The sequence below is a fragment of the Chryseobacterium defluvii genome, assembly GCF_003634775.1.
In the GTDB taxonomy this organism is placed as follows: domain Bacteria; phylum Bacteroidota; class Bacteroidia; order Flavobacteriales; family Weeksellaceae; genus Chryseobacterium; species Chryseobacterium defluvii.
In genome coordinates this window covers 1,200,907-1,213,056 of sequence record NZ_RBXB01000001.1, presented here as the reverse complement: position 1 = coordinate 1,213,056, position 12,150 = coordinate 1,200,907, and the positions used below count along the sequence as shown (strand labels likewise).

General features: G+C 35.2%; 13 protein-coding genes. 7 read left to right on the top strand and 6 right to left on the bottom strand.

Going from position 1 to position 12,150, the window contains the following annotated elements:
• The first annotated feature begins 43 nt into the window (after positions 1–43).
• On the top strand, positions 44–391 hold the full coding sequence (locus BCF58_RS05675) for a DUF4377 domain-containing protein (protein ID WP_121460800.1): 348 nt from the start codon (positions 44–46) through the stop codon (positions 389–391).
• Between the two features lie 34 nt (positions 392–425).
• On the opposite strand, the gene BCF58_RS05670 is transcribed toward BCF58_RS05675, so the two are convergent.
• Complete coding sequence (locus tag BCF58_RS05670; protein ID WP_121460799.1) at positions 426–1,367, bottom strand: SPFH domain-containing protein; 942 nt, start codon at positions 1,365–1,367, stop codon at positions 426–428.
• A gap of 72 nt (positions 1,368–1,439) precedes the next feature.
• The gene (gene dgt / locus BCF58_RS05665) at positions 1,440–2,795 is read right to left on the bottom strand and encodes a dGTP triphosphohydrolase (protein WP_121461058.1); all 1,356 of its coding nucleotides are present in this window, start codon (positions 2,793–2,795) and stop codon (positions 1,440–1,442) included.
• Between the two features lie 152 nt (positions 2,796–2,947).
• Here dgt and BCF58_RS05660 point away from each other — a divergent pair, with 152 nt between their 5' ends.
• Both BCF58_RS05660 and BCF58_RS05655 read left to right on the top strand, forming a co-directional pair.
• A complete protein-coding gene (locus BCF58_RS05660) occupies positions 2,948–3,490 on the top strand; it encodes a hypothetical protein (protein ID WP_121460798.1) in 543 nt (180 codons plus the stop codon).
• A gap of 52 nt (positions 3,491–3,542) precedes the next feature.
• On the top strand, positions 3,543–4,277 hold the full coding sequence (locus tag BCF58_RS05655; protein WP_121460797.1) for a DNA-formamidopyrimidine glycosylase family protein: 735 nt from the start codon (positions 3,543–3,545) through the stop codon (positions 4,275–4,277).
• 2 nt (positions 4,278–4,279) lie between these two features.
• Here the strand turns inward: BCF58_RS05655 and BCF58_RS05650 are convergent, their stop codons facing one another.
• Positions 4,280–4,615 (bottom strand): DMT family transporter, encoded by a 336-nt coding sequence (locus tag BCF58_RS05650; protein ID WP_121461057.1) that lies wholly within the window; start codon positions 4,613–4,615, stop codon positions 4,280–4,282.
• A gap of 735 nt (positions 4,616–5,350) precedes the next feature.
• Here BCF58_RS05650 and BCF58_RS05645 point away from each other — a divergent pair.
• From BCF58_RS05645 to BCF58_RS05630, 3 genes are all read left to right on the top strand, one after another.
• Positions 5,351–6,070 carry an AAA family ATPase gene (locus BCF58_RS05645; protein WP_121460796.1) on the top strand — a complete coding sequence of 240 codons (720 nt, stop codon included), beginning with the start codon at positions 5,351–5,353 and terminating at the stop codon, positions 6,068–6,070.
• A gap of 46 nt (positions 6,071–6,116) precedes the next feature.
• Positions 6,117–6,491 (top strand): hypothetical protein, encoded by a 375-nt coding sequence (locus tag BCF58_RS05640; RefSeq protein WP_121460795.1) that lies wholly within the window; start codon positions 6,117–6,119, stop codon positions 6,489–6,491.
• Between the two features lie 197 nt (positions 6,492–6,688).
• Positions 6,689–7,516: a hypothetical protein gene (locus BCF58_RS05630; RefSeq protein ID WP_147462034.1), complete on the top strand. Its 828-nt coding sequence runs from the start codon at positions 6,689–6,691 to the stop codon at positions 7,514–7,516.
• 125 nt (positions 7,517–7,641) lie between these two features.
• Here the strand turns inward: BCF58_RS05630 and gcvP are convergent, their stop codons facing one another.
• On the bottom strand, positions 7,642–10,500 hold the full coding sequence (gcvP, locus tag BCF58_RS05625; RefSeq protein WP_121460792.1) for an aminomethyl-transferring glycine dehydrogenase: 2,859 nt from the start codon (positions 10,498–10,500) through the stop codon (positions 7,642–7,644).
• 279 nt (positions 10,501–10,779) lie between these two features.
• On the opposite strand from gcvP, the gene BCF58_RS17345 reads away from it, so the two are divergent.
• Entirely contained in the window at positions 10,780–10,932 is a 153-nt protein-coding gene (locus BCF58_RS17345) for a hypothetical protein (RefSeq protein ID WP_170148974.1), read from the top strand.
• Here BCF58_RS17345 and BCF58_RS05620 read toward each other — a convergent pair.
• Both BCF58_RS05620 and BCF58_RS05615 read right to left on the bottom strand, forming a co-directional pair.
• Positions 10,929–11,576 (bottom strand): J domain-containing protein, encoded by a 648-nt coding sequence (locus tag BCF58_RS05620; RefSeq protein ID WP_121460791.1) that lies wholly within the window; start codon positions 11,574–11,576, stop codon positions 10,929–10,931. The genes BCF58_RS17345 and BCF58_RS05620 overlap by 4 nt on opposite strands.
• A 290-nt stretch (positions 11,577–11,866) precedes the next feature.
• Positions 11,867–12,130: a hypothetical protein gene (locus tag BCF58_RS05615; RefSeq protein ID WP_121460790.1), complete on the bottom strand. Its 264-nt coding sequence runs from the start codon at positions 12,128–12,130 to the stop codon at positions 11,867–11,869.
• Positions 12,131–12,150: the final 20 nt, after the last annotated feature.

The following is a 12,150-nucleotide window of genomic DNA, read 5'->3' as shown; positions in this document are numbered from 1 at the left end:
TTTCGGCATGGTAATTGTCGCCTGAGAGATAAAAATCAGAATTATGAGAAGTATCCGTACCTCCCTAAAAGGCATTATTCCAGCCTTCATGTTATTTGCGATTACACAGTGCACCGCTTCTGCCAATGCAGCCAATGAAAATGAGAAAACTTTTATTGTGGGACCTGAAACAGCAGACTGTACAGGCGTTGCTCCTATGAAATGCCTTCAGGTAAAAGAGAAGCAAGAAGAAAGCTGGACGAATTTTTACAGCAACATTGAAGGTTTCACTTATGAACCCGGATATGAATATGTTTTAAAGGTAAAAACCGAAAAAATTGCCAATCCTCCTGCAGATGCTTCTTCCATTAAGTACACTTTAATCAGACAGGTTTCCAAAACCAAGAAATAAATAAAAAACTCCCGAAATCCGGGAGTTTTTTATTTTAATGTCCATGCTCTTTTGCAGGTGGCGGATAATTACCTTTAGTAACTTCTCCTACCGTATTTGCTGTTGTCATGGCTACAACCAGATCATTCAGCATATTGCTTGCCGCAGTGGGAGAATTCGGCAACAAAACAAGGTTGCTCCTGTTACTCGCTCCTACGGAATGTAGCGTATCATAATGCTGGGTAACAACGATTAAGGCAGAAGCTTCATGAGAATTAATGTCAACATTATTCAGCATTCTAACAGATTCTTCAAGACCTTTTGCAATTTCTCTTCTCTGATCTGCAATTCCTTGTCCCTGCAGCTTTTTGGATTCTGCTTCAGCTTTAGCCACGGCAACAATTCTGATTCTTTGTGCTTCAGACTCGTATTCTGCGGCAGTTTTTTCTCTTTCTGCAGCGTTGATCCTGTTCATGGCGTGCTTCACCTGTTCGTCGGGATCAATATCTGTTACCAATGCTTTAATGATGTCGTATCCATAGCTTTGCATCGCTTCCTGTAATTCCCCTTTTACTGCAATTGCAATATCGTCTTTCTTCACAAAAACATCATCCAGTTTCAATTTAGGGACTTCCGCTCTCACCACATCGAAAACATAAGACGTAATCTGGTTTTCAGGATTTTCCAAACGGTAATAAGCATCACCCACCTGCGTTCTGATCACCTGATATTGAACGGAAATTTTCATTTTAATGAAAACATTATCCAACGTTTTAGTATCAATCATGACATCCAATTGCTGGATTCTCAAATTCAGTCTTTTAGCAATCTGATCGATGATCGGAATTTTAAGATGAAGCCCGGAATGTCTTACCGACTGGAATTTCCCAAAGCGTTCAATAATTGCAGCTGTTTCCTGCTTAACAACAAAGAATGAAGCGAACAGGATAATAAGCCCGAAAAAAATAAGGGGTGCTAATAAAAAAGAAGCATTCATAGTTTAATATTTTTTGAATAAGTAGTAATAATGTATGTTTTGTTATAAATATACCACTTTATTTTCAAATATTTAGACTGTCATGCCTATATCTATTCCTTTAATTTTCCTGTAAAGATCGGTAGCGTAGTTATCCGTCATCCCCGATACAAAATCAATCACTCCAAGGACTTTCTGGTAATCTGAACCTTCTTCATATATAAATTGTTTAGGAAGAAGCTTTAAAGCCATTTTATCGTAAGATTTCCTCTCTTCTTTAGGTTTTAATATGGGCGGGATAAAATGATCCAATAATTCATACATTACATTATATCCGGCATTTTCAATCTCGACAACGGCTTTATGGTTATAAATCTTCTCTATTGAAAAGCTTTCAATATCCTGTAATGTTTTGTTTTCGGATTTGTAAATATCCAGAAGTGCTTTATCTAAATTTCCTTCAAGAATGGTGGTGAAATTCTGCTTGTATAAGTCAATGGATTTATTGATCAAGGCATTAATCACTTTCGCTCTCAGATAGGAAATCTTTTCGTTATCATTACCAATGGAATCGAGCTTTCTTTTCACCCTGTCTACATCATCGGTTTCAGACTTTACCAGTTCAAAGAACAGGTTTTTACAGTCTGCAGTAGATACAATCCCTAATCTGTGGGCATCCTCCATATCAATGATATTATAGCAAATATCGTCGGCCGCTTCAACCAGCCATACAAAGGGATGTCTTTTAAAAATATAGGGCTCTTCGCTTTCGGAGATCAGACTGGTTCCTTTTGCGATTTGTAAGAATGTTTCTTTTTCGTTCTGGAAAAACCCGAACTTCTTTCTGTGGATGATTCCTTTTTTCTTGGCAATAGCCTCACACGGATATTTGGCAATACTTGCCAATGTGGTCATTGTAAGCTGAGTTCCCCCTTCGTCTTTTCCCTGCTGTTGATGGGCTAAAACCCTTATGGCATTGGCATTTCCTTCAAAATTGACTAAATCTGCCCATTCTTTTTCAGAAAATTTAGGTTTCAGATCTCTTTCATTTTTTTCGAAATAGCTTGCAATAGCATCTTCCCCTGAATGTCCGAAAGCCGGATTTCCCACATCATGGCATAAACAAGCTGCAGCAATTACGTTTCCAAGATTATGAAGATAAAAGTTCTTTGAATCTTCCGTAAGATCATTCTGAAAGCCTTCAAAAATAAATTCACCGATGGTGCTTCCCAAACTTCTTCCCACTGATGAAACTTCCAGAGAATGCGTCAAACGGTTATGTACAAAAACACTTCCGGGAAGCGGAAAAACCTGTGTTTTATTCTGAAGTCTTCTGAATGCAGAGGAGAAGATAATTCTGTCAAAATCTCTCTGAAAATCCGTTCTTGAAGCTTTAGTATGAGGATTGTTTCCGGTACGCTGATTGGTGTAAATCTGGTTTAAATTCATCATTTTTCAAAATTACTTCAAATTTTATTTGTAGTAAAGAAATCCATTATTTTTTTCAAAAAAAGACCGTATTAAAAACGGTATGCATCCGTAAAAACCCTTAAATAACTTTACTGTTCTTACCTTAACTTAGTTCAATAAAAACGAAAACCATGTCTGAATTATTAAAACAAATACTAAGCAGCACGATCATCACAACTTTGATTACATCTGTTATCGTCTATTTATTCCACAAAAGGACCGAGAGACAACAAGCTCTCATCAAAAGGGAATTTGAGAAACTATCTCAAAAAGACACCGCTCATTTTGAGTGGAGAAAAAACACGGTGGAATTACTGGGACAGGTTTATATACATCTTAACCGTACTTCATTAGGGTTCAAGAATAAATATTCCAGGCTGAAAGAATACGATCCTTATTATGAAAATGAAATCATGTATCATTCAAATAAGCATATTCGCGATGTATTGCTCAACAATGGCCATTATTTACCGCCGGAACTATTGGATGAGGCTAATAAGCTTATAGAGCATTTTGATATCTGGTTGAGCAAATACAACCAGATCCGATCTGTAGAAAATAATGAACAGGTAAAGCAGATTTATGTAGGTCCCAATGGATTCCGCTTTCCTGAAAATGCGGAAAAGGTGTTCAAGGATAAATATATAGAAATGTTCAATAGCTTACATCTGTAATCTTAGGTTTTTAATGGCAAAATTCTTGCTTTTGATTATCTAAATTCTCTCCATGCCGGAAGGTCCGTCCATACTATTGATGAAAGAAAGCCTGCAAAAATTCACAGGTGAAAAAGTCATGGATGCTTCCGGGAATGCTCAATTTGATAAAAATCCTTTAGAAGGAAAGATCTTACTTGAAATCCGGACGTTTGGGAAACAGACCTATTTGGTTTTTGATGAATTCTGTATTAGAATCCATTTACTCATGTTTGGTTCATACAGTGTCGACGAACAGACAAAACCCGATAAAAGCCTACGTTTAGCTTTGAATTTTAAAACCGGAAGCATCTATTTTTATACCTGCTCCGTAAAGTTTCTCGAAATTAACTATTTATCCCAAATCGATTGGGAAGCTGATGTTTTAAGTGATCAATGGAATCCCCTGAAAGCAGAAAAGAAACTGAAAGCAAAACCTCAAATGATGGTTTGCGATGCTTTAATGGATCAGGATATTTTTTCCGGCGTTGGTAACATTATCAAAAATGAAGTCCTCTTCAGAATCGGTGTGCACCCTGAAAGTGTAATTGGAAATTTACCTCTTAAAAAGTTGAAAGAACTTATTGCAGAAGCCAGAAGCTACAGTTTTGATTTTTTAGAGTGGAAAAGGGAATTTGTTCTGAAAAAACACTGGCTGGTTCATACCAAAACGACTTGCCCAAAATGCGGGCAAAAGCTTGTGAAGAAATATACCGGTCTTGGAAAAAGACGAAGCTTTTACTGTGAGCAGGATCAGAAGTTATATTAATCTTAATGTGTTCCCATTTTTGAAAAAAGATTAATGATCATTACTCCAATGATAATTAATACAATTCCTATGATGGCAGGCCAGTCCGGAACCTGCTTAAAAGCAATGATCCCGATAATTGTAATGCATACAATTCCCACTCCGGACCAGATGGCATACGTAATTCCTACCGGTATTTGACGAAGAGTAAGGCTCAAGCAATAAAAAGCAACGGCATAGCCTACCGCAGTAATAATAGAAGGCACAAGCTTGGTAAACCCTTCCGATTTTTTTAAAAAAGTGGTGGCTACAATTTCAAAAGCAATAGCCAACAGCAGATACATATAGCTCCGTCCCATATTCATGCTTTTTATGATTGCAAAATTAGCAAATCTATTTCTATAAATAATCTCATATAATTCTGATAAAAATGAGCCGAAAATGAATTTCTTATCAAAGAAATCACTTTCTGTTGAAATTTTCACGTCTCAAAAACACTCTTTTTACAACTATTATGCATCCCATTCTTTCTATTTTGTTTTGTCAGGTTCACTATGGAAGTCTTCAAAAGCTTGTGAATTTTTTAATTTTTTAAACAAAATATAATTAAAGCCACAATAAATTCACAATAATATATTAAATAATTATAAACTAAAGATTACTTAAATTTAACACAAAACACCCATAAACAACTGATATACATCATGATTTCGGTCTTGCAATATCAATTTAAAGTTGTAACTTTGCATTATCAAATTAACAAAAATAATCAAATAAATTAAAAATTAAGCAAAATGGTAACTTACATCGGAATCGCAACATGTTTAGTAGTATTAGCTTCTTATTTCGCAACTGTTAGAAGAGAGAATACTAATTAAGATTTTCAGAACTGAATTGTATTGTTTATGTTTTTAATCTGACTTCAGATTGCTGCTCTTTTACTCATCGGGAGTAAAAGGGCCCAAAAACATAAAAAGACCGTTTACTAAATAACGAACAAATTTTAATATTATATTAGTCTATCCGAACTTGAAGTTCGGCTTTTCTTTTTACTTCCAGAAAGCTTTATCTTTGCAATCATTAATTTTTGAATTATGAATCTGTACAATCTTATTATCCAGGACAAAGAAGAGGTAACGCTGAATGATGTTTTTCTAGCTCCAGCCAATAAGGAACAGTTTGTACAGCTCATTAAAGAGCATACCTATATCAAGGAACTTCAGGAATACGGGCTTCCGGTCAACAACAAAGTTCTTCTTCAGGGAAGTTCGGGTTGTGGAAAAACCATGACCGCCAAAGCCATTGCGAATGCTTTAGGGAAAAGTATTATCATCCTCAATTTGAGCAATATTGTTTCCTCCCGAATCGGAGAAACTTCCCAGAATATCAAAATGATCTTCGATAAAGCGGGCCGTGAAAGATCTGTACTTTTTCTTGACGAACTGGATCAGATCGGGAAAGCAAGAGGAAGTGATGATAAAGATGTGGGCGAAATGAGAAGATTAGTGAATACTTTGCTTCAACTGATCGATTACTATCCTGAAAATGCCCTTTTGCTTTGTGCCACCAATCATCCTGAAATTATTGATACGGCCTTGATCAGACGTTTTCAATTGAAAATTAATTATGAAATGCCTTCACGGGAATTCCTGGATCAGTATTATGACAGCTTATTATCTCAATTTCCGGAAGATATGAGGAATATTGCGCGTCAATATGGGATTTCTTTTGCGGAGGCGAAGGATTATGCGTTGACGGTGGTGAAGGCGGGATTGATTAGGAAATTGGAAGCAAAGAATGAAACTATTGCATGAAAAAAATACGAATTGAATTAATAAAAATATTTGATTCAAAATAAAAATGAAAAACTTAATCCGAATAACGTCAATAATATCTTATTTTTCAATAATCCTTGCGGGACAAATGATTGGACTTCCATTTATTTTATGGCTAATTTTCACTGTTTTTGATTTTGGAAATATTGATCAATTGTTTGCCATATTTGGAATTATTGGTATCGCTTTAAATTTCATCAAGTGGAAGAATAAAATTTCAGTGACAATTATTAGTTTAATATTAATGTTATCTCCTATAGCAAGTAGATTAATACAAACTCCAATAAAAATGTTTGACTATTTAGCTTTTAAAGTTCCATTGATAATTTTTATACTTACTTATATCATTTTTATTATAATGAATACCATTGAAAGAAAAAAATCATTCAGCAGTCGTTAAAACCATAATAGATAATTGACATAGAATAAAAGTCCCTTTCAGTTTTTGAAAGGGATTTTTTATATCTAAAAAACTTTTAATTACATATAAAATTAATAATTTCCAAAATAGGATTACGGATTTCCGTAATTAGTATATTGTATTTTCTTTTATTTTAATAACATTAAAAATAAACTACAGAATAATAATTTACTTATATGACAATAATTTTAACCCTTAATATCTCATTTGGAGTTGCTGAGTTTTTTTCAACAACCTTTTTAATTCTACTTATTTTATGTTTATGTGTGTATCTATACAGAAAATCAAAAGATGAACGATATAAAAAATCTAAATATGCAATTACTTCTCTCTCAATTATATTGATTTTGCATTTAGTTATCTTTCCTTTCATATATATTTTAATGCTCAAAAATAATCCTGCTAGTTTTGAATTTAAAACTGCTATTCATACCAATCAAAAACAGATAAGACTTAATGAATGGATTAATGATTCAAAATCCATCCCTCAAAAGATTAAAGATCTTGAAAATATAAAATTATCAAACAGCATTATCTTAAACAAACAATTAAAAGATTTAAAACAATTGGCTTTTACAAAAAATTACATAATACATACGGATGTTGTTCCTACTATTCCTGCTAGAAATTTCACAGCAACTATTTATATATTTAGCAAAAATGGTACATTAAAAAATAAATTATATAAAGGTGGAGATCAAAACGAGTTGGATTCTATGACATTTGGAAACGCAATAACCCAAGACATTAACTACCTTAAAAATGAACTTCAATATTACAGAGTTAAAAAAGTAGAATTAGACAAAAATAATTTTTGGACTTTCGCAACATTACTTCCTTATAGTATATCTTCAATATTTACAGGAAATATGTCTCCGATAACCCCTACAGCTAATATATTCTATTTCCTTCACTATTTTTTAGTTTATTGTATTGGAATAGGTGTTTTTCTTCACTTTTTAATTATAAATATTAACTTTTTAATTAAAAGCCGAAAAATATAATTTTCTTTATTTGGATATATTTTAAGATTTATGTTTATCAAAATAATAAAACTTCAATAGCAATAATAGCAAAAAAATCCCTCTCAAAACTGAGAGGGATTTTTTATATCTAAAAAACTTTTTAATTACATATAAGCTTCAATCGGCTCACAAGTACAAACTAAGTTTCTGTCTCCGTACGCTTCATCTACTCTGGATACGGAAGCAAAGAATTTGTGGTCTCTTACCCACTCTAGCGGATACGCTGCTTTTTCTCTACTGTATGGCTTATCCCAAGAATCTGAGATTACCAATTGCTCTGTGTGAGGCGCATTTTTCAATACGTTGTTCGTTGCATCTGCTTCTCCGTTAGCAATTTCATCGATTTCTTTTTTGATAGAGATCAATGCTTCTGCAAAACGGTCGATTTCTGCTTTGCTTTCAGATTCTGTAGGCTCGATCATTAATGTTCCTGCTACAGGGAAAGAAACTGTAGGAGCATGGAAACCATAATCCATTAATCTCTTCGCTACATCAGCTACTTCAATTCCTAAAGACTTGAATTGTCTGAAGTCTACGATACATTCGTGCGCTACTTTTCCGTTTTCGTTGGAATATAAGATTGGGAAATGCTCAGCTAATATTTCTTTTAAATAGTTGGCATTTAAGATGGCGTGTTCAGTAGCTTTTTTCAAGCCTGAAGTACCTAACATTTTAATATAAGCGTAAGAGATATTCAAGATCAATCCTGAACCGTAAGGTGCAGCGGAAATCCCTTCAATAGCTTCTTTAGATCCGATTCTAATATTCGCATTGGTAGGAAGGAAAGGAACTAAATGTTTAGCCACACAGATTGGCCCCACTCCAGGACCTCCTCCCCCGTGAGGAATGGCGAAGGTTTTGTGAAGGTTCAGGTGACAAACATCTGCTCCGATGTTTCCAGGACTTGTGTATCCTACCTGAGCGTTCATATTGGCACCATCCATATATACTTGTCCTCCGTGTTGGTGAATTAAGTTGGTAATTTCTTTAATGTTGGCATCAAAGAATCCGTAAGTGGACGGATACGTGATCATTACACAAGATAAGTTCTCAGAATGCTGTTCTGTTTTAGCTTTTAAATCTTCGAAATCAATTTCTCCGTTTTCAAGGTTTTTAACGACAACAATTTTCATTCCTGCCATTGCTGCAGACGCCGGATTGGTTCCGTGAGCAGACTGAGGGATCAATACCACATTTCTGTGAGCCTCCCCTCTTGATTTATGATATTCTCTGATCACCATCAATCCTGCATATTCTCCCTGTGCTCCGGAATTCGGCTGAAGTGAAGTTCCTGCAAAGCCTGTGATTTCTGCTAAATCTTTTTCAAGCTCACGGATCATTTCCTGATACCCCTGAGCCTGATCAACCGGTACAAACGGGTGAACACTTCCCCAATTATCCCACGAAAGTGGCAACATCTGGGTTGCTGCATTAAGCTTCATCGTACAAGACCCCAAAGAAATCATAGAATGTGTCAAAGACAGGTCTTTTCTTTCCAGGCGCTTGATGTAACGCATCAATTCTGTTTCCGTATGATATTTGTTGAATACTTCTTCCGTAAGGATTTCATCTTTTCTCAGGATGTCTGCAGGAATGCTGTATCCTTCTTTAATTTCCAATTTGAAAGCCTGCTTATCTTTAAACTGGGCAAAAGAAGTCATCAGATAATTCAGCTTCTCAAGGGTAGTACTTTCGTTGATAGCAATGCTTACGACTCCTTCTGTGAAGTAATTAAGATTGATTTTATGATCTTTCATCATTCTCATCAATCTTCCTTTTTCGTCTTCGCTCATTGAGATTTTCACCGTATCAAAGATTGGCTCCTCAACCGTATTGTACCCTAAAGCTTTAAGACCATTATTTAATGCATTTGCTTTAAAATGGATCTGATCAGCGATATAGTTTAATCCTTTCGGGCCATGATAAACAGCATACATTCCTGCCATTACCGCCAAAAGAACCTGAGCTGTACAAATGTTTGAAGTCGCTCTTTCTCTTTTGATGTGCTGTTCTCTCGTCTGTAAAGCCATTCTCAATGCACGTCTTCCGTACATATCCTGAGAAACCCCGATAATTCTTCCCGGAATGTCTCTCTTATAATCTTCCCTGCAGGAGAAAAATGCTGCGTGAGGGCCTCCGTATCCCATTGGAATACCGAATCTCTGGGTTGTTCCTACAGCACAGTCAGCTCCCATGGAAGCCGGTGACTTCAGTTTCACCAACGCCATCGGATCGCAAGCTACAACAACTTGTAAATCAAGTTTTTTATAATCTGTGATATTTTCCGTATAATCCAGAACAATACCGTTTTTACCCGGATACTGTAATAACACTCCATAATAAGAACCGTCAAACTCATGTGTTTTGTGGTCGCCTACAACGATTTCAATTTCCAATCCTTCTGCTTTCGTTTTTAAAACGGAAACTGTCTGCGGTAAAACAAGGTCGGAAACAAAGAATTTGTTCGCGTTTGCTTTTTTCTGATCTTTAGTTCTGTTGTTGAAGAACATGTGCATAGCTTCTGCAGCAGCTGTAGATTCATCCAGTAACGAAGCATTAGCTAACGGAAAACCTGTAAGATCACATACAACAGTCTGGAAATTAAGAAGAGCTTCTAATCTTCCCTGTGCTATTTCTGCCTGATAAGGAGTATATGCCGTATACCAGCTGGGGTTTTCAAAGATATTTCTCTGAATAGCTGATGGTAAAAGTGTATTGTAATATCCAAAACCAATATAGCTCGTAAACTCAGTATTCTTTGATGCCAATTCTTTTGAGCGGATAAGCATCTGGTATTCTGAAAGAGGTTCTGAGATGTCAAGGTCTTTTTCTAAACGGATAGAAGATGGGATGGTTTGAGAAATTAACTCTTCAATACTTGAAACGCCAATCTTTTCCAACATGGCCTGTTTATCGGCTTCATTTAAGGAAATGTGACGGTTCACAAACTGTTCTGTATTCATTTTTTATATTAGATTTTGTTTGTAAAAAAGATTCGTAAAATTACAATTTTTTAAGGGATTGTACAAGAGAGGAAAAACAGGTAAAAAAAAGTAAAAAAATTGAGTATCAGTTTACAATAACGGGGCTCCAGATAATTTTTCAGAGCTAAGATATAAGATAAGGGATCAATCATGTTTTTCCCAATCTTAAAAACAGCCGTCAATATGCTGATTATCAGCTTTCAAATATTTTTTGAAAATTTATTAATTATATTTATTCTAAATTAATATATTTGCAGTATGAATTTGATTGTCCCATTTAAAGTAGCACCATTAGCACCTGCATACTCTGGCCACACGGAAGAGATGTACTGCGGAAAAAAGTCTTGCTGTAAGAAATTCAAAACAGGAAAACGTTGCAAAAAATGCCCGGGAAGGAAAAAGCTGGCTTAAGTAAAGTTTTTCACTAGAAAATACAGCGCCAACACTAATAATATAACTGCCACTAAAATTTTCACAATTTTCGGCTGGCCATGTGGATTAGTCACCGTTCTCGGCTGTGATTTGAATAAATCTTCCACATCATTTCTGAATTTTTCTCCATCATTTTCAAAAACTTCTGTAATCGTAATACCCTGTACAACCGTTTTATGCAACAGCGAATTGGTTGCATGAAGAAGAAGCTGAAATTTCCCATCCTTAAATTCTGTAATCTTAAAAATTCTTTCTCCAAAAGGTTTTTCGAGTCCAAAAGGAAGAACCTTTACAACATCCGCATTGCTGGTTTGCCAGTTGATGATAATCTCCTCCCCTTTTTTTGCATGGATTTTATTGGAGGTAAAGGTTTTTATAGACGGCGGAACATTATACCTGAAACTTTTCTGATGATTTTCCAGGCTCTGATCATAAGTTCTTCTTTTTGAAGAGTCACTCAAAATCTCATACGCTTCCTGAATTTCACGGAAACGGTCGGCAAAAAAATCATCATTGTCATTTTTATCGGGATGGTATTTTAAAGAAAGCTTTCTATAAGCCTTTTTGATGTCTTCTTCCGAAGCATCCTGAGAAATCCCTAAAAAATAATAGTAATCTTTCATGTAACGATGCAAAAATAAGGATTTATTTTCCGAATTGATGGGTTTCAATATCAAAATATAGTTGTCATTCTGAGTGCAGCGAAGAATCTCAAAATGAGCCAGCTTAGATTCCTACGGAATGACAAATGGTTTTTAATAATAAGCATTAAGATGAAATAAGAAGTTAAGATTATGGAGTGAGATTCTTCGCTGCGCTCAGAATGACAGAATGTCCAAATATAAAAGTTCCGGCGCGGGAAGCAGAGCTTCCCGCGCCGGAATAACAATTTCAAATTTAGTTTTAAATAATATTATGCTTCAAAACTTTCTTCTCTTCTTTTGCAGCATCTTCCAGCTCCAAATTCTTTTTTGAATTTACCTTTCAGTTCCTGATACTGCTCATCATTCATTTCTCTGATTTTGTCTGCAAGGCCAAATGGAGATTTTTCCTTGATTCCGTATTCATCAAAAATACCTCTCATGAATTTTTTTCTTTCTCCTATTTTTTTAGCCACTAATGCAACGCCCACCACGGCCAGTGCTCCCAGCGCACCTTTTAATGCTGAATTTTTCATTTTTCAAAATTTTAAATTTT

Bases quoted from the DNA above. Each gene is read 5' to 3' on its own strand.
- dgt (WP_121461058.1), bottom strand. From the start codon at position 2,795: ATGAATTTAAACCAGATTTACACCAATCAGCGTACCGGAAACAATCCT.
- BCF58_RS05640 (WP_121460795.1), top strand. From the start codon at position 6,117: ATGAAAAACTTAATCCGAATAACGTCAATAATATCTTATTTTTCAATA.
- BCF58_RS05675 (WP_121460800.1), top strand. From the start codon at position 44: ATGAGAAGTATCCGTACCTCCCTAAAAGGCATTATTCCAGCCTTCATG.
- gcvP (WP_121460792.1), bottom strand. From the start codon at position 10,500: ATGAATACAGAACAGTTTGTGAACCGTCACATTTCCTTAAATGAAGCC.
- BCF58_RS05655 (WP_121460797.1), top strand. From the start codon at position 3,543: ATGCCGGAAGGTCCGTCCATACTATTGATGAAAGAAAGCCTGCAAAAA.
- BCF58_RS05670 (WP_121460799.1), bottom strand. From the start codon at position 1,367: ATGAATGCTTCTTTTTTATTAGCACCCCTTATTTTTTTCGGGCTTATT.
- BCF58_RS17345 (WP_170148974.1), top strand. From the start codon at position 10,780: ATGAATTTGATTGTCCCATTTAAAGTAGCACCATTAGCACCTGCATAC.
- BCF58_RS05650 (WP_121461057.1), bottom strand. From the start codon at position 4,615: ATGGGACGGAGCTATATGTATCTGCTGTTGGCTATTGCTTTTGAAATT.
- BCF58_RS05630 (WP_147462034.1), top strand. From the start codon at position 6,689: ATGACAATAATTTTAACCCTTAATATCTCATTTGGAGTTGCTGAGTTT.
- BCF58_RS05645 (WP_121460796.1), top strand. From the start codon at position 5,351: ATGAATCTGTACAATCTTATTATCCAGGACAAAGAAGAGGTAACGCTG.
- BCF58_RS05660 (WP_121460798.1), top strand. From the start codon at position 2,948: ATGTCTGAATTATTAAAACAAATACTAAGCAGCACGATCATCACAACT.
- BCF58_RS05620 (WP_121460791.1), bottom strand. From the start codon at position 11,576: ATGAAAGATTACTATTATTTTTTAGGGATTTCTCAGGATGCTTCGGAA.
- BCF58_RS05615 (WP_121460790.1), bottom strand. From the start codon at position 12,130: ATGAAAAATTCAGCATTAAAAGGTGCGCTGGGAGCACTGGCCGTGGTG.